Genomic DNA, 19,731 nt, shown 5'->3' with positions numbered 1-19,731 from the left:
GCGATAGCGTCGCCCGATCCGCCATCGAGAGGTTGCCGTGATCCGTTTCGAGAATGTTGGCCTGCGCTACGGCATGGGGCCGGAAGTCCTGCGGGACCTGAGTTTCGACATCACGCCGCAGTCGTTCCAGTTCCTGACCGGTCCTTCCGGCGCCGGCAAGACCAGTCTGATGCGGCTTCTGTTCCTGTCGCTGCGCCCGACGCGCGGTCTCATCACGGCCTTCGACAAGGAGACCTCGGCGCTGCAGAAGAGCCAGCTTCCGGCTCTGCGGCGGCGCATCGGCATCGTCTTCCAGGACTTCCGCCTGCTCGACCATCTCACCACCTACGAGAATGTCGCGCTGCCGCTGCGCGTGCTCGGACAGGAGGAGGGGCAATATCGCGGAGATGTGGTCGAGCTGTTGAAGTGGGTGGGCCTGGGCGAGCGCATGCACGTGCTGCCACCGGTGCTTTCGGGCGGCGAGAAGCAGCGCGCGGCGATCGCCCGCGCGCTCATCACCCGGCCCGAGGTGCTGCTTGCGGACGAGCCGACCGGCAACGTCGATCCGCCGCTGGCCCGCCGCCTGCTCCGGTTGTTCATCGAGCTTAACCGGTTGGGCACCTCCGTTGTCATCGCCACTCACGACCTTGCCTTGATGGAACAGGTGTCGGCCCGCCGGCTGGAACTGCGCGAAGGACGGCTGCAGATCAATGACTGACGAGATCCCCCCGCCGACGCGCAAGGACGAGCACCCGGAGCGGTCCGGCCAGGGCCGCCGCGGCACGCTGCCGCGCGCCGGGGTGCGCCGGCGCAAGCCCCGCGCCAAGTCCGAGGCGCTGCGCGCGCCGGCGCAGATCGTGCCGCCGCAGGCGGTCGCCGGACGGGCGCTGACCCTTGTGGTCGCGATCATGAGTTTCCTCGCCTGCCTGACGATTGGCGCGGTGACCGTCGTCAACGATGCCGCCAACGCCTGGTCGAACGACCTGCTTCGCGAGGTGACGATCCAGATCCGCCCGGCCGAGGGCGTCGACATGCTGCGCGAGATCGAGAAGGCCATCGCCGCGGCCAAGGCGCAGCCGGGCGTCGGCGGCGTTCACGCCCTGTCCGATGGCGAGACGCGCGACCTTCTGCAGCCCTGGCTCGGCTCCGGGCTCGATCTGGAGAGCCTGCCGGTGCCGCGCCTGATCCAGGTGCAGATCGACGATGGACGGGCCTTCGACCTGGCCGCCCTGCGCCAGGCGGTCGCCGCCGACGTGCGCGGCGCCAGCGTCGACGATCACGCCCTGTGGACCGACCGCCTCGCGGCCATGGCGAATGCGGTCGTCGCCGGCGGCGTGGCGATCCTGGTGCTGGTGCTGGCCTCGATGGTTCTTTCCGTCGTCTTCGCGACGCGCGCGGCCATGGCGGGAAACCGCGACGTGGTCGAGGTGCTGCATTTCGTTGGCGCTGAGGACAATTTCATCGCACGCGAGTTCCAGCGGCACTTTCTGCTGCTCGGCCTGCGCGGCGGCGTCGCCGGCGGGTTTGCCGCCTGCCTGGTGTTCCTGGTGCTCGGTCTCGTGTCCGAGGACGGGGCCACCTCGGCCGGCGTCTCCCAGGCCGTGGGCCTGTTCGGCGACCTCTCGGTCGGGGTCGCGGGCTATCTCGGGGTGCTGGCCATCATCTTCCTCGTCACGGTTCTGACGGCGGCAACCTCGCGGATTGCGGTGCGCACCCATCTCGCCCGGCTGGACTGAGCGCGCCCGCCGGTCTTCGTGAAACTTCGAGGGAAACAAAAAAGCCCCCCGCCTCGGCAGAGGCGGGGGGCTTTGCGATTTCTGCTTTCCGGAAGGTTCCGGAGAAGCGCCTTGCGGCTTATTCCGAAGCGGCTTCGGCAGCGGCGGCCTTGGCAGCGGCGGCCTCGGCCTCCTTGGCGGCCTTGGCGGAGGCGAGCTCGGCCTTCATGTCGTCGTTCAGGCGACGGGCGCGCGTGTTGGTGGCCTCGACGATACGGGCCGACTTGCCGCGGCGACCGCGCAGGTAATAGAGCTTGGCGCGACGCACCTTGCCGCGACGCACGACCTCGACGCCCTCGAGCATCGGCGAGAAGATCGGGAACACGCGCTCCACGCCTTCGCCGTAGGAGATCTTGCGGACGGTGAAGCTCTCGTTGATGCCGCCGCCCGAACGCGCGATGCAGACGCCTTCATAGGCCTGCGTACGGGTACGGGTGCCTTCCGTCACGCGCACGTTGACGCGGATCGTGTCGCCCGGGGAAAACGGAGGGAGCTTGCGTGCGCCTTCGATCTTCGCCATTTCCTCGGCGTTGATTTGCTCGATGATGTTCATGGCACTGCCTTCTGCTTTTGAGCGGTCAGAGCGCCCGCCTGCGATCAAGCCGCGGGGGCGAATTCACCGTGTTTTGGCCAATCCGGATCGTGTCCGGGAGCGAAATCAGTTCCGGTCTGTCGCTTGTCGCGCGCGCCGGGCTGCGGGTCGGCCGGGCCATCAGCCTTGCGGCGAGGTCTCGACACTCCCTTCCGGTCCAGGGAGGGGATCTCGACGATCACTCCTTGCACAGGAAAAACGGCACGCGGCACCAAACGGCACCCGAGTGGTGCGCTCTCTATCGCAAACGGGCGCGCTTGTCATGCCCTTTTTGCCGGAAAGGCGCGGATTTCAGCGCTTCGGCGCGTGCGCGCGGGCCTGATGCGCCGCCCACAGGTCGGGCCGGCGCTCGCGGGTGAGCTCCTCGGCCTGCTGGCGGCGCCAGGCGTCGATGCGGGCATGGTCGCCCGAGGTCAGGATCTCGGGAATGCCGCGCCCCTCGAAGTCGCGCGGGCGGGTGTAATGGGGGTGCTCGAGCAGGCCGGTCTCGAAGCTCTCGTGCGTGCCGCTCTCGGCATTGCCCATGACGCCGGGCAGAAGCCGGACGATGGCGTCGAGCAGCACCATGGCGGCGATCTCGCCGCCGGAGAGGATGTAGTCGCCGATGGAGACTTCCTCCAGCCGGCGCGCCTCGATGACGCGCTGGTCGACGCCCTCGAACCGGCCGCAGACGATGACGGCGCCCGGTCCTGACGCGAGCGCGCGCACGCGGGCCTGGTCGAGCGGCTTGCCGCGCGGGCTCATCAGCAGGCGCGGACGGGGATCGTCGGCGGCACTTTCCGCGTCGATGGCGGCGGCGAGGATGTCGGCGCGCAGCACCATGCCGGCACCGCCGCCGGCCGGGGTGTCGTCGACCGAGCGGTGCCGGTCGTGCGCGTGATCGCGGATCTGGCGGGCGGCGAGCGACCAGTCGCCACGCTCCAGCGCGCGGCCGCTGAGCGATGCGCCGAGCGGGCCGGGAAACATCTCCGGATAGAGCGTCAGCACGGTGGCGTCGAAACCCATGGTCACCCTTTCATGGCCTTCCCGATACGCGGGCCGCAGGCCGTCGCGATACCTTTGATTAACGGTACGGCCGGTATTCTCCGGCTCTGCCAAGGGAGCCTTCCATGCCGTCCATTTTCGCGCTCACGCGCTTCGTCCGTCGCGCCGTCGAGCGCCATTACATGGACCTGTCGCTGTCGCGGGTCCTGCCGCTGGCCGTGCTCCTTGGATACGGGCTGCTCGCCGGTCTCGTCTTCAACACCGGCATCACCCATCCCTGGGACAAGGTTCAGCACCTGATCTTCTTCGGCATGCTGACGCTTGCGATCCATGCCTTCTTCTGCTGCCGGCTGCGGATCTCCGCCGGCGCCGCGATGGCGATGGGCATTGTCGGCGAGGGGCTTCAGGGCCTGATGCCGAACCATGAGGCCTCGCTGCTGGATATCGCGGCCAACACGGTCGGCGTGACGATCGTCGTCGTGGCGATCCTGCTGATCCGGTCCGAGACGCGGGCCGCGCTGAGCGACGCCCAGACCGCGGATCCGCATGCCGCCGAGCCCGCTCAGTCGCGCGCCGCCTCGCCGTCTTCCTCGTCGTCAGCGTGATCGTCCGGCGCGACCACGGTCACGCGGCCTGAGGCCAGGTCGATCCGGGGCACCACGGCGCGGGTGAAGGGCACATAATAGGAGACTTCCGCCTCCGGGCGGATTTCCAGCAGGGTTCCCGCGCCGAAGTCGGGCAGGGCGACAATCCGGCCGAGCGTTTCACCCTCCGGCGTCACCGCCGTGAGGCCGAGCAGGTCGGCATGATAGAATTCGTCCTCGTCGTCGAGCTCGGGAAGCGCGGAGCGGGGAACGTAGAGGTCGAGACCGTTGAGAGCCTCGGCGGCGTTGCGGTCGTCGATGCCGGCGAAACGGGTGACGACCACGGTTTTCTGCACGCGGGCGGCGACCACCTCGAGCGTGCGCTTGCGGTCCGCCGTCTCCAGCGGTCCATAGTCGGCGAAGGAGAGCGGGTCGTCGCCGAAGGGCTTGACCCGGACCTCGCCGCGCACGCCATGCGCGGCGCCGATGCGGGCGATCAGGATGCGGTCGGTGGACACCGGCGTCTCACTTCTTCTTCGAGATAGGGAACGGAACGGGCTCGCTGGCCAGGAGGCCGCGCGGGCCGCGTGGCCCTGTGCCCTGAAAACGGCAAACCCGGCCGGTGAGACCGGCCGGGGCTGCGCTTGTGCGGATGCTGTGCGTCCGCCTTATTCGGCGGCGGCTTCCTCAGCGGCCTCGGCCGGTGCTGCGGCGGCCTCGGCGGCGGCCGCTGCGGCCTCTTCCTCGGCCTGGCGGCGCGCCTCGACGCGCTCCTTGGCCTTCTGGCCCGGCTCGGCCTTCTGCGGGTTGTTGCGCGCGTCGCGCTTCAGCAGGCCGGCGGCGTCGAGGAAGCGAAGCACGCGGTCGGTCGGCTTGGCACCGTGGCTCATCCAATGCTGGATGCGCTCGACGTCGAGCTGGACGCGGTTGGCGTCGTCCTTCGGCAGCATCGGGTTGTAGGCGCCGACCTTCTCGATGAAGCGGCCGTCGCGCGGCGAGCGGACGTCGGCGATGACGATGCGGTAGAACGGACGCTTCTTGGCGCCACCGCGGGCGAGACGAATCTTGAGGGCCATCTGGGTTTCTCCTGTTTGATCAAAGACGCCGATCAGCGGCGCATGGCTTCGTGGTGGCGGATCACTTCCTTGACGATGAAGGTCAGGAACTTCTCCGCGAAGTCGGGATCGAGATTGGCGTCCCTTGCCAGGGAGCGCAGACGTTCGATCTGCCTTTCCTCGCGCGCCGGATCGGCGGGCGGAAGCTGGTAATGGGCCTTGAGGACGCCCACCTTCTGGGTGCACTTGAAGCGCTCGGCCAGCATGTGCACGAGGGCCGCATCGATGTTGTCGATGGAGCCGCGCAGGCGCTGGAGCTCTTCAAGCGCATCGGATTTTGTGTCGAGCAGGGTCTCGGCGCTGTCGGTCATTTCTTCTTTCCCCCTCCAAAGCCGGGAAGGCCGCCAAGGCCCGGCATCTTGCCGAGGCCGCCGGGAAGGCCGGGCATGCCGCCGGGAAGCTGGCCGGACTGGGCAAGCTTCTCCAGCTCTTTTGGGTCGATCTGGGGCATGCCGCCGCCGGCACCGCCGCCGGGCATGCCCATGCCGCCCATCATCTTGCCGAGCAGACCCTTGCCCTTGCCCATCTGCTTCATCATGTCGGCCATCTGCCGATGCATCTTGAGCAGCTTGTTGACATCGGCGACGTCGACGCCGGAGCCGGCGGCGATGCGCTTCTTGCGGCTCGCCTTGAGCAGCTCAGGCTTGCTCCGCTCGCGCGGGGTCATCGACTGGATGATCGCGACCTGGCGCTTGATCACCTTGTCGTCGAGATTGGCCGCGCCCATCTGCTTCTTCATCTTGCCGACGCCGGGCATCATGCCCATGATCCCCGACATGCCGCCGAGCTTTTCCATCTGGCGAAGCTGGTCGGCGAGGTCCTGCAGGTCGAAGATGCCCTTTTGCATCTTCGCCGCCATGCGGGCGCTCTCGGCCTGGTCGATCTCGCGGGCGGCCTTCTCGACCAGGGAAACGATGTCGCCCATGCCCAGAATGCGGTCGGCGATGCGAGAGGGATGGAATTCCTCCATCGCGTCCGACTTTTCGCCGGTGCCGACGAGCTTGACCGGCTTGCCGGTGACCGCGCGCATCGACAGGGCCGCGCCGCCGCGGCCGTCGCCGTCCATTCGCGTGAGCACGATGCCGGTGATGCCGACGCGCTCGTCGAAGGAGGTGGCGAGGTTGACCGCGTCCTGACCGGTGAGGCTGTCGGCGACGAGCAGGATCTCGTGCGGCGTCGTCGCCGCCTTGATCTCCGCCATCTCGAGCATCAGCGGCTCATCGATGTGCGTGCGGCCGGCGGTGTCGAGCATGACGATGTCGTAGCCGCCGAGGCGGGCCGCCGTCATCGCGCGGTTGGCGATCTGTACCGGGTTCTGGCCGGCGACGATCGGCAGCGTGTCGATGCCGTTCTGCTCGCCGAGCACCTTGAGCTGCTCCTGCGCCGCCGGACGGCGGGTGTCGAGCGAGGCCATCAGAACCTTGCGCTTGTCGTTCTTCGTCAGGCGCAGGGCGATCTTGGCGGTGGAGGTGGTCTTGCCCGACCCCTGCAGGCCGACCATCATGACGGCGAAGGGAGCGGGCGCGTTGAGGTCGAGCGGCTCGGCCTGCGAGCCCAGCATCTCCACGAGCTGGTCGTGGACGATCTTGACGACCTGCTGGCCGGGGGTGACCGACTTGAGCACTTCCTGGCCGACGGCGCGCGAACGCACCTTGTCGGTGAAGGACTTGACGATCGGCAGCGCGACGTCGGCCTCGATCAGGGCGCGGCGAACCTCGCGCAGCGCCTCGGAGACATCGGCTTCCGACAGCGCGCCGCGCCGGGTCAGCTTGTCGAGAATGCCGCTCAGGCGATCGGACAGACTTTCGAACATGTCGCGGTCCTTGGATCCCGTCGTGTCGGCCCGGCCCCGATGACCTGGCGTCGTTGGTGTCTGACATTGGCCGGACCGGGGCCCGCCGCCGTCGCTCGGAAAAAGACGCCCATTCCGATCGCGCAAAGCGAAGTGACACCCGAGGGCGCATCGCGCTGTCGGGTGTTGACCTCCGGGAACTCTTTAGACCTTCGCGGGTCCCGGTAGGCGGATCGAAATCTGGACAATCTTTCGAAATTTTCGGTGCGAGATAGGCGCATACGCCGCGTGAAGTCAAGAAAAAGCGGCGCCTGATCGCAATCCCGGTTACCCGGCCGCCGCCGCCGTCGCCATCGCGCGGCGATGGTTGCCGTCGGGCACCGCGTGCATTCCGCTTGAATTCGGACGCGAAAAGCGGATGATGCGGCCACCGTGACCGGCACCTGTTGCGCACGGGCATAAAGCGCGCGCCGCGTATCTTGTGCCCGGGGGGAGGTCGGGAAACGTCGTTCGCACACGAGCGCCCGCGCCTTGCACAGATGGTGCGGTTCGCTTCGAGACGCAGGGATCCGGGAACCCCGTTATGGACCTGAGAGCCGTCGCGCTGCCCATCGGGCGCCTGATGATCCTGATTGCCTTCTTCATGCTAATTCCCGCCGGTGCCGATCTCATGTCGGGCAATCCGGACTGGGTCGTGTTCACCGTGTCGGCGCTCGTCGTCGGCTGCACCGGTGGCGTGGCGACGGCCGCGTTCCTGCGCGGCCAGAGCCGGTTCACCGTCCGCGAGACGCTGATTTTCGTCAACGCGGCGTGGATCACCTTCGGCATCGCCGGAGCCTTGCCGCTGTGGCTGAGCGGGCTGCAGATCTCCTTCATCGATGCGCTTTTCGAGGCGACCTCGGGCCTGACGACGACCGGCGCGACGGTACTGAGCGGTCTCGATTCCATGCCGCCCGGCATCCTGCTGTGGCGCTCGCTGCTGCAATGGATCGGCGGCATCGGCATCGTCGTGCTCGGCATCTGGCTGCTGCCGGGGCTTCGGGTCGGCGGGTCGCAGCTCTTTTCCATCGAATCCTCGGAGACGAACTCCAAGCCCTACGGCCGTTTCGAGCCCTTCCTGATCCGCCTGCTGCTGCTCTACGGAACGCTCACCCTGTCGAGCACGCTGCTCTACTACCTCGCCGGAATGACGGCGTTCCAGGCGATCAACCACGCCATGTCGACGGTCTCGACGGGCGGCTTCTCTACGTCGGACAGCTCCATGGGGCAGTTCAACAGCCTGACGATCTACTGGATCTCCAGCGTCTTCATGCTGCTGTCGAGCCTGCCGTTCCTGTTTCTGATCAAGCTCGCGGAGCGGCGGGAGGTGCGCGACTCGCGCCAGGTGATCTTCTTCCTCGGGCTGGTCGCCGCCTTCAGCATCGGCGCCTTCATCGCCCTGCACCTGCACGACAGGGGCGATCCCTTCCACCACCTGACGCTCTCCGTCTTTCATGTGGTGTCGATCATCACGACAACGGGCTACGCCGCCGGCGATTACCTGCAATGGGGCAATCTGGCGATCGCGCTGTTCTTCCTGCTGACGTTCCTCGGCGGATGCAGCGGCTCGACCTCGGGCGGCTTCAAGGCGTTCCGCGTGCTGCTGCTGATCAATTTCATCCGCGCGCTGCTGAAAGGCATGCTGAGCCCGCACCGGGTGGTCGAGGCGCGCTACGACGGCAAGCCCGTCAGCCCGTCGATCATCGAGGGCGTGCTGGTGTTCGGGCTGCTCTACGCGGGAACATTCGCCATTTTCGCGCTGTTCTACGCGGTGGCCGGGCTCGATGTGCAGACGGCCCTCAGCGCCTCGATCACGGCGCTTGCCAATGTCGGCCCGGGCGTCGGCGACATCATCGGGCCGGCCGGCACGTTCCAGTCGCTTCCCGATGTGGTCAAGCTGCTGCTGACCTTCCAGATGATCCTGGGGCGGCTGGAAATCCTCTCCGGCATCATCCTGCTGACGCCGGATTTCTGGTCGGAACGCTAGGACGCCGGCTTACGGCCTCGGACGGGTGCCGAAGATCGCCGAGCCGACGCGCACATGCGTCGCGCCGAACTGCACGGCGCTTTCGAAGTCCGCCGACATGCCCATCGACAGGCCCTGAAGACCGTTGCGCGCGGCGATCTTCGCCAGCAGCGCGAAATGCGGCGCGGCGACCTCATCCGCCGGCGGGATGCACATGAGGCCGGCGATGTCGAGGCCGAGCCCGTCGCGGCACAGGGCGATGAAGGCGTCCGCCTCGCCCGGCGCGACGCCTGCCTTCTGTGGCTCCTCGCCGGTGTTCACCTGGATGAAGAAGCGCGGATTGCGGCCCTGCGCCTCGCATTCGGCCTTCAGCGCGCGGGCGATCTTCTCCCGGTCGATCGTGTGGATCACGTCGAAGAGGGCGACCGCCTCCTTCGCCTTGTTGGATTGGAGCGGGCCGATCAGGTGAAGCTCCACGCCGTCGAACTCCTCGCGCAACTGCGGCCACTTGCGCTGCGCTTCCTGGACGCGGTTCTCGCCGAAGACGCGCTGACCGGCGGCCAGAACCGGGCGAATCGCCTCCGGTTCGAAGGTCTTGGACACGGCGATCAGCGTCGCCGATCCCGCGCTGCGCCCGGCCTCGCGCTCTGCTGTGGCGAGCGCCTCCCGGATCTCCGCCAGATGCGCGACGGCGTCGTCGTCTGCGGCCGGGCGGTTCGGATCGTCAGCGGAATGGATCGCGTTCATTGGAAGACCTCGACAGGGTTCGCGCGGGGGCTAAGGGAACGTGCCGTTCCACCTTCCCCGATACCCCCATCCCGGTCGCAGGGGCAAGGGGGCGGGCGGATCCGGAGGTTGCGGGCGACGCGCGCGGCACGGCCCTTGCAGGCGGCGGGTGCCTTGCAGGTTGACCCGGGGCCGGATTTCTGGTGACAGTCGCGCCACGTCTATCCCGCAATGGTCACGAGAAAAGCAACCACAATCATGGCGACGGAGCGATACAACGCCCGCGAGGCGGAAAGCCGCTGGCAGAAGGTCTGGGACGAAGCCGGGGTGTTCTCCACCTCGAACGACGATCCGCGGCCGAAATACTATGTGCTTGAGATGTTCCCCTATCCGTCGGGGCGCATCCACATGGGGCATGTGCGCAACTACGCCATGGGCGATGTCGTGGCCCGCTACAAGCGGGCCCGCGGCTTCAACGTGCTGCATCCGATGGGCTGGGACGCCTTCGGCATGCCGGCCGAGAATGCCGCCATGCAGAACAAGGTGCACCCGCGCGACTGGACCTACGAGAACATCGCGACCATGCGCGGCCAGCTCAAGATCATGGGCCTGTCGCTTGACTGGAATCGTGAATTCGCGACCTGCGACGTGGAGTATTACACCCAGCAGCAGCACCTGTTCCTCGATCTGCTCGAGGCCGGGCTCGCCTATCGCAAGAATTCCAAGGTCAACTGGGATCCGGTCGACATGACCGTGCTCGCCAACGAGCAGGTGATCGACGGACGCGGCTGGCGCTCCGGCGCGCTCGTCGAGCAGCGCGCGCTGACCCAGTGGTTCTTCAAGATCTCCGAATGGTCGGAAGAGCTGCTGACAGCGCTCGACGACCTCGATCGCTGGCCGGAGAAGGTCCGGTTGATGCAGAAGAACTGGATCGGCCGCTCCGAGGGGCTGCGCGTGCGCTTTGCCTTCACGCAGCCCGCACCGACCGGCGATACGACGCTGGAGATCTTCACCACCCGGCCGGACACGCTGTTCGGCGCGTCCTTCATGGGCCTGTCGCCGGATCACCCGATCTCGGCGAAGCTGGCCGAGGACAATCCGAAGATCGCCACCTTCATCGAGGAGTGCCGGCGCATCGGCACCTCGGCCGAGGCCATCGAGACGGCCGAGAAGGCCGGTGTCGATACCGGGCTGCGTGTGACCCATCCGCTCGATCCCTCCATCGAGCTGCCGGTCTATGTCGCCAACTTCATTCTGATGGATTATGGCACGGGCGCCATCTTCGGCTGCCCGGCGCATGACCAGCGCGATCTCGACTTTGCCCGCAAGTATGGGCTGCCGGTGCGTCCGGTGGTGCTGCCGACGGGGGCGGATCCGGCGACCTTCGAGGTCGGCGAAGAGGCCTTCACCGGAGAGGGCACCATCTACAAGTCGTCCTTCATGGACGGGCTCTCCATCGCCGAGGCGAAGGAGGCCGTCGCCGCGCGCCTCGAGGCGCGGGAGATCGACGGCGCGCCGCAGGCCGCACGCCAGGTGAACTACCGGCTGCGCGACTGGGGCATCTCGCGCCAGCGCTACTGGGGCTGCCCGATCCCGGTCATCCACTGCGACGACTGTGGCGTCGTGCCGGTGCCGGTCGCCGACCTGCCCGTCCGCCTGCCCGACGACATCGACTTCGAGAAGCCGGGCAATCCGCTCGACCGTCATCCGACCTGGCGCAACGTGGCCTGCCCGAACTGCGGCAAGCCGGGGCGGCGCGAGACGGACACGATGGACACCTTCGTGGACTCGTCCTGGTACTTCGTCCGCTTCACCGACCCGAAGGCGGCGACGCCGACCGACAAGGCGGTTGCCGACGCCTGGTTGCCCGTCGACCAGTATATCGGCGGCATCGAACACGCGATCCTGCATCTTCTCTATTCGCGTTTCTTCGCGCGGGCGATGAGCGTGACCGGGCATCTCGGCGTCAAGGAGCCGTTCAAGGGGCTCTTCACGCAGGGCATGGTCACCCACGAGACCTACCGCACGACAGGCGGCGCATGGGCGTCGCCGGCTGAGGTGCGCATCGAGAGCGAAGGCGAGGAGCGGCACGCCGTTCTTGCCGCCGACGGCTCGCCGGTGACCATCGGCTCCATCGAGAAGATGTCGAAGTCCAAGCGCAACACGGTCGATCCGACGGACATCATCGAGACCTATGGCGCCGATACGGCGCGCTGGTTCATGCTCTCCGACAGCCCGCCGGAGCGCGATGTGCAGTGGACCGAGGATGGTGTGCAGGGCGCCTGGCGCTTCATGCAGCGTGTCTGGCGCCTGCTTGCCGAGATCGCCGAGGCGGTGCCGACGGCGGAACGTCCGGCGACCATCGGCGCGGAGGCAAGCGCCTTGCGCCGCGCGACGCACAAGTCCTGTGCGGCGATCTCCTCGGATATCGAGGCGCTTTCCTTCAACCGGGCGGTGGCGCGTCTCTACGAGCTCGTCAACACGCTGTCGAAGGCGTTCCAGGGCGGGGCGCAGGACGATGACATGGCCTTCGCCGTACGCGAATGCGCGCTCTTCCTGGCCAAGATGATGGCGCCGATGACGCCGCATCTGGCGGAGGAATGCTGGGTTGCGCTGGGCGGCGAGGGGCTGCTGGCAACGGCCGGATGGCCGGAGGTCGACGAGACGCTGCTGGTCGAGGCGAGCATCACCTTGCCAGTGCAGATCAACGGCAAGAAGCGCGCCGACATCACCGTCGCACGCGAGGCTTCCAAAGAGGAGGTCGAAGCGGCTACGCTGCAGCTTGAGGCGGTGCAGCGTGCGCTCGAGGGCAAGCCGGTGCGCAAGATCATCGTCGTTCCGCAGAGGATCGTGAATGTCGTCGTCTGATCTCGCTTCCCGTCGCCTGGCGCGACATGTCGCTCTGTCGGCGCTTGTCGTCGCCGCGCTTGCGCTTGGCGGCTGCCAGGTGCGTCCGCTCTACGGCACCTTGTCGATGCCGGCGGGATCGCCGGCGCTGGTGCAAGAGCTCGCCGCCATCGACATCGACCCTGTCGAGACGGCCTCCGACGAGGATCTCGACCGGGTCGGTCAGGTGCTGCGCAACGAGCTGATCTTCGGCTTCACGCGCGGTCGCGAGGCGGCACCGACCCGCTACCGGCTGAAGATCCTGATCGACCGTCCTCTCAACGAGATCGGTGTCGAGCGCCTTGCCGATGTTCCCTCGGCCTATACGGTCACGGTGAACGCGAGCTACGTGCTGAGCGATGCCGCGACGGGCAAGACGCTGAAGACCGGCAAGGCCTTCGGCTCGGCGTCCTTCGACTTCTCCAGCCAGCGTTTCGCCAACCTGCGGGCCCAGCGCGACGCGGAGAACCGGGCGGCCAAGATGGTCGCCGGCGATCTGCAGACACGGCTCGCGGGCTTTTTCGCCACGCGCGGCTGACCGCTCATGGTGGCCCTGAAGGCGGCTGAGGTCGAACGCTTCGTCGCCAGTCCACCGGCGGACGTGCCGCTCGTTCTCGTGTTCGGCCCGGATGTCGGGCTGGTCTCGGAACGTGCCCGCATGCTTGTCGACGCCGCTTCCGGGGGCGTCGACGATCCGTTCTCGCTGGTCAAGCTGGACGGCGGCGACGTTGTCTCCGATCCTGCACGGCTGATCGACGAGGTCATGACGGTGCCGCTGTTCGGCGGCCGCCGTGTCGTGTGGGTGCGCGACGGCGCCGGGCGCAACCTGTCGCCTGCCGTGGACCCTCTGCTTGGCGCCATCGATCCGCAAACCGCCTTTGTCGTCATCGAAGCTGGCGACCTGAAGAAGGGCGTCGGCCTGCGCAAGAAGGTCGAGAGCGACCGCAAGGCGGTGGCCATCGCCTGCTATGCCGATGCCGAGCGCGATCTGGAGCGGGTGATCGACCTGGAGCTGCGCGAGGCCGGACTTTCGATCTCCCGCGAGGCGCGCCAGGCGCTGATGGGGCTTCTGGGCGCCGACCGGCTGGCAAGCCGCGGCGAGGTGCGCAAGCTCTGCCTTTATGCCCACGGACGGGAGCGCATCGAGGCCGCCGACGTCGAGGCGATCATCGGCGACGCCTCCGCCTTCGCGGTCGACGAACTGATCGACGCCGCCGCCCTTGGCGATCTGGTCACGCTCGACCACGGGCTCGAGCGGCTGGAGGCGACCGGGCAGCGCGTCGACGTGATCGCCGGCTCGGCGCTGCGCCATTTCCAGTTTCTGGCCCGCGGGCGGGCCGCGGTCGACCGGGGGCAGTCGCCCTCCCAAGTGGTCGATGGCGCCCGGCCGCCGGTCTTCTACAAGCGCAAGGACATGGTCTCCCGGCAGCTTGGACTGTGGTCGGGAGAGGATCTGGCGCGCGCCGGCGAGCGGCTGGGGCGCGTGGTGGCCGATGCCCGTCAGTCGCCGGCGCTTGCCGCCGCGCTTGTCGGCGACGTGCTGCTCACGCTTGCGCGGGTCGCGCGGTCGCGTGCCCGCGGCGCGCGGCGCTGAAAATCGCCTGCGCGCCTTATTCCGGCGCGTCTTCTCCCTGATAGAGCTTGCGCGTCACGCGCATGATCGGGCCGCCGTGGCGGTGCACCGGCCGTTCCGTTCTGGGATTGACGCTGGAGACGGCACGCTCGGGATACTGGCCATGGACCCGGTGCCGGTCGTAGAGGACGATGGCGCCGGCGACCGCGATGTTCAGGCAGAACTTGGTCGGGATCTTGATGATGTGCGAGCAGGCGGCCTGCATGCGGGGCGACAGCGATCCGCGCTCGGGGCCCAGTACATAGGCGGCCTGGAGCGGGTGCATGAAACTCGGCAGGTCAACCGCGTCCCTGGTCAGCTCGACGCCGACGAGCTGGCAGCCGTGCGGCAGGTCCATGGCGTCGATGCTCGGCCAGTGGAACAGCGGCAGGTGGCCTGAGCTCTTGGAGGTGTCGGAGGGCGGCGCCTTGCGGATGCGGTCATGGGCATCGATGGTGAAGAAGAAATTTGCGCCGAAGGCGTGTGCCGAGCGCATCAGGTTGCCGAGGTTCATCGGCTTGGAGATGCCTTCGGCACCGACGGCGAAGTAACCGCGCATTTCACCTGCCCTGTCTTGAGAATGGATGCTCGGGGCATACCCCCGCAAAGCCGCCAAGGCAAGCGATGGGGCTTTCACGAACTTTTAACCATGATGGCGATGTGCTAGGCACTTTTACGGGGTCTGTTTGCGCCACTCTGGCGTATTGCCCATTGGGGGGATACAGGATTGAAAGCCGTTCTTTGCGAACGTCTGGGACCGCCGGAAGATCTCGTGATTGCCGAGATCGCCCGTCCGGAGCCTGGACCCGGTGAGGTGCTTGTCGCGGTTGGCGCGGCGGCCCTCAACTTCTTCGATACCTTGATATTGCAGGGGAAATACCAGTTTCGGCCGGAGCTGCCATTCTCGCCGGGCGCCGAGTTCGCCGGACGGGTCTTGGCCATCGGCGAGGGGGTGGAGCTCTTCGAGCCGGGCGATCGGGTAATGGGCTACGTCAAGTGGGGCGCGGTGCGCGAGGCGGTGATTGCCTCGGAGGAGGATCTGGTCGCGCTGCCCGAGGGGGTTGCCGATGAGGTCGCGGCCGGATTGACCGTCACCTATGGCACGGCGCTGCATGCCTTTCGCGACCGCGCGCGGCTCGAGCCGGGCGAGACGGTCGCGGTGCTCGGGGCGTCGGGTGGCACCGGCCTTGCCGCCGTGGAGATCGCCAAGGCAATGGGCGCGCGCGTCATCGCCTGCGCCTCCAGCGCGGAAAAGCTGGCGCTGGCGAAGGCGCACGGCGCGGACGAACTGGTCAACTACGAGGAAGAGGACCTGAAGCAGCGGCTGAAGGCGCTCACCCATGGCTGCGGCGTCGATGTGGTCTACGATCCCGTCGGCGGGACCCATGCCGAGGCGGCGCTGCGGGCGACCGGCTGGCGGGGGCGCTATCTCGTGATCGGCTTCGCCGCCGGCGAAATCCCGAAACTGCCGCTCAATCTTTTGCTCCTCAAGGGCTGCGATGTGCTTGGCGTTTTCTGGAGCGAGGCGATTGTGCGTGAGCCCGAGGACCATCGCGACGGCATGGCCCAACTGCTCGAATGGGTGGCGCAGGGCAGCGTCGTTCCGCATGTCGACGGCATCTATCCGCTTGAGGAGACGCCGGCCGCGCTGCGCCGCATTGCCGACAGGCAGGCGAAGGGCAAGGTGATCATCCGCCCCTGAGGGCGAGGCGCGAAGAACGAGGGACGCCGGGCAGCTTCAACCCGGCGTCGGTCTCACGCCTCTAGGCGCACCAGAACGGGGGCGTGGTCGGAGGGCTTCTCCCAGCCGCGTGCGTCGCGCAGAACCTCCATGCGGGTGGCCGCGCCGGCGAGTTCCGGGCTTGCCCAGACGTGATCGAGGCGTCGCCCCTTGTCGGCGGCGGACCAGTCGCGGGCGCGGTAGCTCCACCACGTGTAGAGCTTCTCATCGATCGGGACGAAGCGCCGCATCACGTCGTCAAGCCCTGCCGCGTGGCGCACCGCCTCGAGCTTCTCGCATTCGAGCGGCGTGTGGCTGACCACCTTCAGCAGCTTCTTGTGCGACCACACGTCCTCCTCATAGGGGGCGACGTTCAGGTCGCCGACGACGATGCGCGGGCCGGTTTCGGCGGCGAAACGCTCCGCCATCTCGTCGAGGAAGGCGAGCTTGTGGGTGAATTTGTCGTTGATCGCGGGATCGGGCTCGTCGCCGCCTGCGGGAACATAGAAATTGTGCAGCGCGAAGCGGTTGCCGGCGAACTCGATGCCGGTGACGAGATGCCGGCTGTCGCCCTTGGCGCAATAGTCGACGCGGGCCTCGTCCGTGAACGGACGGCGGGAGAGCGTCGCCACCCCGTGATATCCCTTCTGCCCGTTCAGCGCGATGTGCTCGTAGCCAAGCTTGCGCAGCGGCGAGAGCGGGAAATTCCCGTCAGGGCATTTGGTTTCCTGCAGGCAGATCACGTCCGGAGCATGCTCCAGGATGAGCTTCTCGACGATCGGCAGCCGCAGGCGCACCGAGTTGATGTTCCAGGTGGCGATCGTCAGGCGGTCGGTCATGGCGGGCTCGCGAACTGCACGGGGGAGACGGGTGAACAGGCTGTCAGGCTGGAATGCCAGCAAAGCGGCGGCGGGGCAAGGGCCGAGCGGGTCGGCGACGGCATCACCTTGCAAGGGGCTGTTCGCAGCCCGGCCGCGCGGGACCTCCGCTGCGGGGCGATCACGTTTGCGTGACCGCTTCCGCGGACTTTTCCGTCTCCGCATTTCCGCTGCGGTTCATTGGTAAGCGCTTCCTTAACGGTTTGCCCATACGGTGCGGCGCAGTTGAGGGGGCCGGACCGAAGAGAGAGCGATGTCCACGCGCGTGTTGAGCCTGATTTGCAGTCTGTTCCTAACGGCATGCACGGCATTCGACTTTCCCGATCCAACGCCGGAGGATTTCGCAATCCACGGCATCGATGTATCGCGCTATCAGGGCGACATCGACTGGAACCGGGTAAGGCAGGCCGGCACCGAGTTCGCCTGGATCAAGGCGACCGAGGGCGGCGACTACGTCGATCCGGAGTTCATGACCAACTGGCTGAAGGCGAAGGCCGCCGGCGTTCCGCGCGGTGCCTATCACTTCTATTATTTCTGCCGTCCGGTCGAAGAGCAGATTTCCTGGTTCATCCAGAATGTGCCGGTCGATCCCGACGCCTTGCCGCCGGTGCTCGACATGGAGTGGAACGCGCACTCCAAGACCTGCCGCGAGCGCCCGCCGCGCGAGTCGGTCATTCGCGACATGCGCCATTTCCTGGAGGCGGTCGAGGCGCACTATGGCAAGCGTCCGGTGATCTACTCGTCCGTAGACTTTCACCGCGACCGGCTTGTCGGTGCCAAGCACGGCTATGACTTCTGGCTGCGCTCGGTCGCGAGCCATCCGGACCGGAAATACGAGAAACGCACGAACTGGGTGTTCTGGCAGTATACCGCGACCGGTCGGGTGGACGGCGTTGCCGGCAATGTCGACCGCAATGTCTTCTACGGGTCCCGCTCGCAGTGGCGCGACTGGCTGAAGGGCAAGCGCGAGCGCTGAGCCGCGCCCTGGTTGGGGATCCTTTCCTCAGGCATCCCCAGGCAGGGGCCGTGCGGGCCAGAAGAGCCTTGTGCAGGTCGCCGGCTTCGGCGTACTTCTCAAGGCATGAGTCTAGCCCGGGATATGGATCTCCTGCGTCAGGTACCACTGCTCTCCGAGTTCCCGGACGAGCAGTTGCGGCTGCTCGCCTTCTCGGCCGAGAATGTGTCCTTTCGCGATGGAGAAGTGCTGTTCATCGCCGGCGAGCGCGCCGACGCCGGACTGGTCATTGCCAGCGGCGCGGTGAGGCTGGAGACCGATGAGGAGGGCGTGAAGGCCGCCACCTATGGTCCCGGCAGCCTGATCGGTGAAACGGCTCTGCTCGTCGAAACGCGCCGCCCGGCCCGTGCCGTGGCAAGCGGGGCGACCGAGGTGATCCGCATCCGTCGGGCGCTGTTCAAGCGCATGCTGCAGGAGTTTCCCGACATCGCTCGCCGGCTTTTCGATGCTCGCGCGGCCGAATTCCGCAAGACCGTCGGTGCGTTGGGGCGTGTCGGCACGGTTCTCGAGCAGATCGAGCGCGAAAGCCTGGAGATCCGCGCGGCGCGCGATCTGCGGAACGCTGCGGACACCGACACCGTCGGCTGAGGCCGGTCATTTCCCCCGTCTCTCTTGCCATCCTCGCGGACACCGGGCCGCCAGCCCGCTGAACGCAATCGGGGCGAAAGCCTTGCGGCCTCCGCCCCGACAGGCGTTGCCGACAGGTGCGTCAGACCAGTTTCAGCTCGACCGGAATGTTGCCGCGGGTGGCGTGGGAATACGGGCAGACGACATCGGCCTTGTCGACCAGATCCCTCGCGGCATCTGGCTCCATTCCCGGCAGGGAGATGTTGAGCGTCACGGCGATGCCGAAGCCGGTGCCGTCCTCGCGCGGTCCGATGCCGACGTCTGCAGCAATCGAAAGATCCGCGGGAAGCTTGATCTTCTCCTTGCCGGCGACGGCCTTCATCGCGCCGATGAAGCAGGCGGAATAACCGGCGGCAAAGAGCTGCTCGGGATTGGTGCCCTGTCCGCCGTCGCCGCCCAGTTCCTTCGGCGTCGAGAGCGTCAGGTCGAGCCGACCGTCGTCGGACTTCGCCGTGCCGGTGCGGCCGCCGGTGGCGGAGGCGTGAGCTGTGTAGAGAATGGCCATGTCGGTCTCCTTTTCCGTCCGTTCAGTCAAATTCGCGGGTGCCCCGAAGCCTGATGCAGTCGGCGTAGGATCGCCCGTTTGTCACCAATAGATAGTGCGCAATTGAATTTTGTACAATATAATTATTTGCAAGAAACTTGACACACAGTCCCGCAGTGGGGATGCAGCAGCATGTGAGAGCGGGCGTTCAACGCCCATATGGCGCGGCTGCGCTCGAGGGAAAGACCGGGTCGACGCGCAAGAAAGGTCCGAGATGGAACAGGATCGGGACGAAACACCTGGGTTCGGAGACGCTGACGAGCCGCTTCGGCTTTCGCGACAGCTTTGCTTCGCGCTCAATTCCGCGACACTGGCACTCGGCCGCGTCTACCAGGGAGTGCTGGCTCCGCTGGGGCTCACCTACACCCAGTATCTGGTGATGCTTGTGTTGTGGGAGCGCGGCGAGACATCGGTGAAAGGCCTTGGCGAGGCCCTCTTTCTCGATTCCGGCACGCTGACGCCGCTGCTCAAGCGGCTGGAGGCGGCGGGCCTCGTCCTGCGTCGCCGCGATACGGCGGATGAACGACGGGTTCTGGTGAGCGTGAGCGAGGAGGGGGCCAGGCTGAAGCTCCAGGCGCGCGGCGTGCCGGAGCGCATCGCTTCGGCCTGCATGGCATCGGGTGTCGATCTCGCCCGCTTCAAGGAAGACCTTGAAGCCTTGAGGGCGGCTTTGAACACGACACAGGCAAACGGACCGCGGGCTGTGCCGTGATGTTGCGAAACTGCAACATATTCTCACAAATGCCATTGGGACGGTCCCGGATCCAGAGCCTGCGCGGGCCAGAGGCGCCGGCGCGACAGGCCAAGGGAATCAAGGACTAAACATGAGTATTTTGCACATGTTTATCCCTATAGTTTTGAATGCCTCTAAATCATTGCCATTGCGGCGAATTTTGA

General features: G+C 66.9%; 21 protein-coding genes. 11 read left to right on the top strand and 10 right to left on the bottom strand.

Annotated elements, in window-relative coordinates; all coding sequences use genetic code 11:
* Positions 1–37: 37 nt before the first annotated feature.
* Positions 38–697, top strand: coding sequence for a cell division ATP-binding protein FtsE (gene ftsE, locus ACSLUQ_RS15910; protein ID WP_417771531.1), 660 nt, complete (start codon positions 38–40; stop codon positions 695–697).
* Positions 690–1,715: a cell division protein FtsX gene (locus ACSLUQ_RS15905; protein WP_461809082.1), complete on the top strand. Its 1,026-nt coding sequence runs from the start codon at positions 690–692 to the stop codon at positions 1,713–1,715. The genes ftsE and ACSLUQ_RS15905 overlap by 8 nt, the downstream gene beginning before the upstream one ends.
* A gap of 118 nt (positions 1,716–1,833) precedes the next feature.
* Here ACSLUQ_RS15905 and rplS read toward each other — a convergent pair whose 3' ends face one another.
* Positions 1,834–2,307: a 50S ribosomal protein L19 gene (rplS, locus tag ACSLUQ_RS15900; protein WP_417771533.1), complete on the bottom strand. Its 474-nt coding sequence runs from the start codon at positions 2,305–2,307 to the stop codon at positions 1,834–1,836.
* Between the two features lie 330 nt (positions 2,308–2,637).
* Positions 2,638–3,351 carry a tRNA (guanosine(37)-N1)-methyltransferase TrmD gene (gene trmD, locus ACSLUQ_RS15895; RefSeq protein WP_417771534.1) on the bottom strand — a complete coding sequence of 238 codons (714 nt, stop codon included), beginning with the start codon at positions 3,349–3,351 and terminating at the stop codon, positions 2,638–2,640.
* 104 nt (positions 3,352–3,455) lie between these two features.
* Here trmD and ACSLUQ_RS15890 point away from each other — a divergent pair, with 104 nt between their 5' ends.
* On the top strand, positions 3,456–3,935 hold the full coding sequence (locus tag ACSLUQ_RS15890) for a VanZ family protein (RefSeq protein ID WP_461809081.1): 480 nt from the start codon (positions 3,456–3,458) through the stop codon (positions 3,933–3,935).
* Here the strand turns inward: ACSLUQ_RS15890 and rimM are convergent.
* From rimM to ffh, 4 genes are all read right to left on the bottom strand, one after another.
* Complete coding sequence (gene rimM, locus ACSLUQ_RS15885; RefSeq protein ID WP_417771536.1) at positions 3,893–4,432, bottom strand: ribosome maturation factor RimM; 540 nt, start codon at positions 4,430–4,432, stop codon at positions 3,893–3,895. The genes ACSLUQ_RS15890 and rimM overlap by 43 nt on opposite strands.
* Positions 4,433–4,582: 150 nt before the next feature.
* Positions 4,583–4,990, bottom strand: coding sequence for a 30S ribosomal protein S16 (gene rpsP / locus ACSLUQ_RS15880; RefSeq protein ID WP_461809080.1), 408 nt, complete (start codon positions 4,988–4,990; stop codon positions 4,583–4,585).
* Positions 4,991–5,022: 32 nt separating this feature from the next.
* The gene (locus ACSLUQ_RS15875) at positions 5,023–5,340 is read right to left on the bottom strand and encodes a chorismate mutase (RefSeq protein ID WP_417771538.1); all 318 of its coding nucleotides are present in this window, start codon (positions 5,338–5,340) and stop codon (positions 5,023–5,025) included.
* A complete protein-coding gene (gene ffh / locus ACSLUQ_RS15870; RefSeq protein WP_417771539.1) occupies positions 5,337–6,842 on the bottom strand; it encodes a signal recognition particle protein in 1,506 nt (501 codons plus the stop codon). The genes ACSLUQ_RS15875 and ffh overlap by 4 nt, the downstream gene beginning before the upstream one ends.
* A gap of 562 nt (positions 6,843–7,404) precedes the next feature.
* Here ffh and ACSLUQ_RS15865 point away from each other — a divergent pair.
* Positions 7,405–8,847: a TrkH family potassium uptake protein gene (locus ACSLUQ_RS15865; protein WP_417771540.1), complete on the top strand. Its 1,443-nt coding sequence runs from the start codon at positions 7,405–7,407 to the stop codon at positions 8,845–8,847.
* Between the two features lie 9 nt (positions 8,848–8,856).
* On the opposite strand, the gene ACSLUQ_RS15860 is transcribed toward ACSLUQ_RS15865, so the two are convergent.
* Positions 8,857–9,573 carry a YggS family pyridoxal phosphate-dependent enzyme gene (locus ACSLUQ_RS15860; protein ID WP_417771541.1) on the bottom strand — a complete coding sequence of 239 codons (717 nt, stop codon included), beginning with the start codon at positions 9,571–9,573 and terminating at the stop codon, positions 8,857–8,859.
* 237 nt (positions 9,574–9,810) lie between these two features.
* On the opposite strand from ACSLUQ_RS15860, the gene leuS reads away from it, so the two are divergent.
* From leuS to holA, 3 genes are read left to right on the top strand one after another with little or no spacing between them, the layout of a single operon-like run.
* A complete protein-coding gene (gene leuS, locus ACSLUQ_RS15855) occupies positions 9,811–12,420 on the top strand; it encodes a leucine--tRNA ligase (protein WP_461809079.1) in 2,610 nt (869 codons plus the stop codon).
* Entirely contained in the window at positions 12,407–12,976 is a 570-nt protein-coding gene (lptE, locus tag ACSLUQ_RS15850) for an LPS assembly lipoprotein LptE (RefSeq protein WP_417771543.1), read from the top strand. Before leuS ends, lptE begins: the two co-directional genes overlap by 14 nt.
* Before the next feature lie 6 nt (positions 12,977–12,982).
* Complete coding sequence (gene holA, locus ACSLUQ_RS15845; RefSeq protein WP_461809078.1) at positions 12,983–14,032, top strand: DNA polymerase III subunit delta; 1,050 nt, start codon at positions 12,983–12,985, stop codon at positions 14,030–14,032.
* 16 nt (positions 14,033–14,048) lie between these two features.
* On the opposite strand, the gene ACSLUQ_RS15840 is transcribed toward holA, so the two are convergent.
* Positions 14,049–14,609 (bottom strand): RNA methyltransferase, encoded by a 561-nt coding sequence (locus ACSLUQ_RS15840; protein ID WP_417771545.1) that lies wholly within the window; start codon positions 14,607–14,609, stop codon positions 14,049–14,051.
* 168 nt (positions 14,610–14,777) lie between these two features.
* Between ACSLUQ_RS15840 and ACSLUQ_RS15835 the strand changes: the two genes are divergently transcribed.
* Entirely contained in the window at positions 14,778–15,752 is a 975-nt protein-coding gene (locus ACSLUQ_RS15835; protein WP_417771546.1) for an NADPH:quinone oxidoreductase family protein, read from the top strand.
* A gap of 53 nt (positions 15,753–15,805) precedes the next feature.
* Here ACSLUQ_RS15835 and ACSLUQ_RS15830 read toward each other — a convergent pair whose 3' ends face one another.
* Positions 15,806–16,609 carry an exodeoxyribonuclease III gene (locus ACSLUQ_RS15830; RefSeq protein WP_461809077.1) on the bottom strand — a complete coding sequence of 268 codons (804 nt, stop codon included), beginning with the start codon at positions 16,607–16,609 and terminating at the stop codon, positions 15,806–15,808.
* 292 nt (positions 16,610–16,901) lie between these two features.
* On the opposite strand from ACSLUQ_RS15830, the gene ACSLUQ_RS15825 reads away from it, so the two are divergent.
* Together ACSLUQ_RS15825 and ACSLUQ_RS15820 are read left to right on the top strand one after the other, a co-directional pair.
* Positions 16,902–17,624 carry a glycoside hydrolase family 25 protein gene (locus tag ACSLUQ_RS15825; RefSeq protein WP_417771548.1) on the top strand — a complete coding sequence of 241 codons (723 nt, stop codon included), beginning with the start codon at positions 16,902–16,904 and terminating at the stop codon, positions 17,622–17,624.
* 123 nt (positions 17,625–17,747) lie between these two features.
* Positions 17,748–18,251: a cyclic nucleotide-binding domain-containing protein gene (locus ACSLUQ_RS15820; protein ID WP_417771549.1), complete on the top strand. Its 504-nt coding sequence runs from the start codon at positions 17,748–17,750 to the stop codon at positions 18,249–18,251.
* 121 nt (positions 18,252–18,372) lie between these two features.
* Here ACSLUQ_RS15820 and ACSLUQ_RS15815 read toward each other — a convergent pair whose 3' ends face one another.
* Positions 18,373–18,795 (bottom strand): organic hydroperoxide resistance protein, encoded by a 423-nt coding sequence (locus tag ACSLUQ_RS15815; RefSeq protein WP_417771550.1) that lies wholly within the window; start codon positions 18,793–18,795, stop codon positions 18,373–18,375.
* A gap of 253 nt (positions 18,796–19,048) precedes the next feature.
* On the opposite strand from ACSLUQ_RS15815, the gene ACSLUQ_RS15810 reads away from it, so the two are divergent.
* The gene (locus ACSLUQ_RS15810; protein ID WP_417771551.1) at positions 19,049–19,546 is read left to right on the top strand and encodes a MarR family winged helix-turn-helix transcriptional regulator; all 498 of its coding nucleotides are present in this window, start codon (positions 19,049–19,051) and stop codon (positions 19,544–19,546) included.
* Positions 19,547–19,731 lie beyond the last annotated feature (185 nt).

The sequence above is a fragment of the Stappia sp. ICDLI1TA098 genome, from assembly GCF_054880955.1.
The sequence above is the reverse complement of the archived record's forward strand: the minus strand, read 5'-3'. Positions and strand labels throughout refer to the sequence as shown.

Bases quoted from the DNA above. Each gene is read 5' to 3' on its own strand.
- ffh (WP_417771539.1), bottom strand. From the start codon at position 6,842: ATGTTCGAAAGTCTGTCCGATCGCCTGAGCGGCATTCTCGACAAGCTG.
- leuS (WP_461809079.1), top strand. From the start codon at position 9,811: ATGGCGACGGAGCGATACAACGCCCGCGAGGCGGAAAGCCGCTGGCAG.
- rpsP (WP_461809080.1), bottom strand. From the start codon at position 4,990: ATGGCCCTCAAGATTCGTCTCGCCCGCGGTGGCGCCAAGAAGCGTCCG.
- ACSLUQ_RS15875 (WP_417771538.1), bottom strand. From the start codon at position 5,340: ATGACCGACAGCGCCGAGACCCTGCTCGACACAAAATCCGATGCGCTT.
- trmD (WP_417771534.1), bottom strand. From the start codon at position 3,351: ATGGGTTTCGACGCCACCGTGCTGACGCTCTATCCGGAGATGTTTCCC.
- ACSLUQ_RS15890 (WP_461809081.1), top strand. From the start codon at position 3,456: ATGCCGTCCATTTTCGCGCTCACGCGCTTCGTCCGTCGCGCCGTCGAG.
- ACSLUQ_RS15860 (WP_417771541.1), bottom strand. From the start codon at position 9,573: ATGAACGCGATCCATTCCGCTGACGATCCGAACCGCCCGGCCGCAGAC.
- ACSLUQ_RS15820 (WP_417771549.1), top strand. From the start codon at position 17,748: ATGGATCTCCTGCGTCAGGTACCACTGCTCTCCGAGTTCCCGGACGAG.
- lptE (WP_417771543.1), top strand. From the start codon at position 12,407: ATGTCGTCGTCTGATCTCGCTTCCCGTCGCCTGGCGCGACATGTCGCT.
- ACSLUQ_RS15825 (WP_417771548.1), top strand. From the start codon at position 16,902: ATGTCCACGCGCGTGTTGAGCCTGATTTGCAGTCTGTTCCTAACGGCA.
- ACSLUQ_RS15865 (WP_417771540.1), top strand. From the start codon at position 7,405: ATGGACCTGAGAGCCGTCGCGCTGCCCATCGGGCGCCTGATGATCCTG.
- ACSLUQ_RS15830 (WP_461809077.1), bottom strand. From the start codon at position 16,609: ATGACCGACCGCCTGACGATCGCCACCTGGAACATCAACTCGGTGCGC.
- ACSLUQ_RS15815 (WP_417771550.1), bottom strand. From the start codon at position 18,795: ATGGCCATTCTCTACACAGCTCACGCCTCCGCCACCGGCGGCCGCACC.
- ACSLUQ_RS15810 (WP_417771551.1), top strand. From the start codon at position 19,049: ATGGAACAGGATCGGGACGAAACACCTGGGTTCGGAGACGCTGACGAG.
- ACSLUQ_RS15905 (WP_461809082.1), top strand. From the start codon at position 690: ATGACTGACGAGATCCCCCCGCCGACGCGCAAGGACGAGCACCCGGAG.
- ACSLUQ_RS15840 (WP_417771545.1), bottom strand. From the start codon at position 14,609: ATGCGCGGTTACTTCGCCGTCGGTGCCGAAGGCATCTCCAAGCCGATG.
- holA (WP_461809078.1), top strand. From the start codon at position 12,983: ATGGTGGCCCTGAAGGCGGCTGAGGTCGAACGCTTCGTCGCCAGTCCA.
- rplS (WP_417771533.1), bottom strand. From the start codon at position 2,307: ATGAACATCATCGAGCAAATCAACGCCGAGGAAATGGCGAAGATCGAA.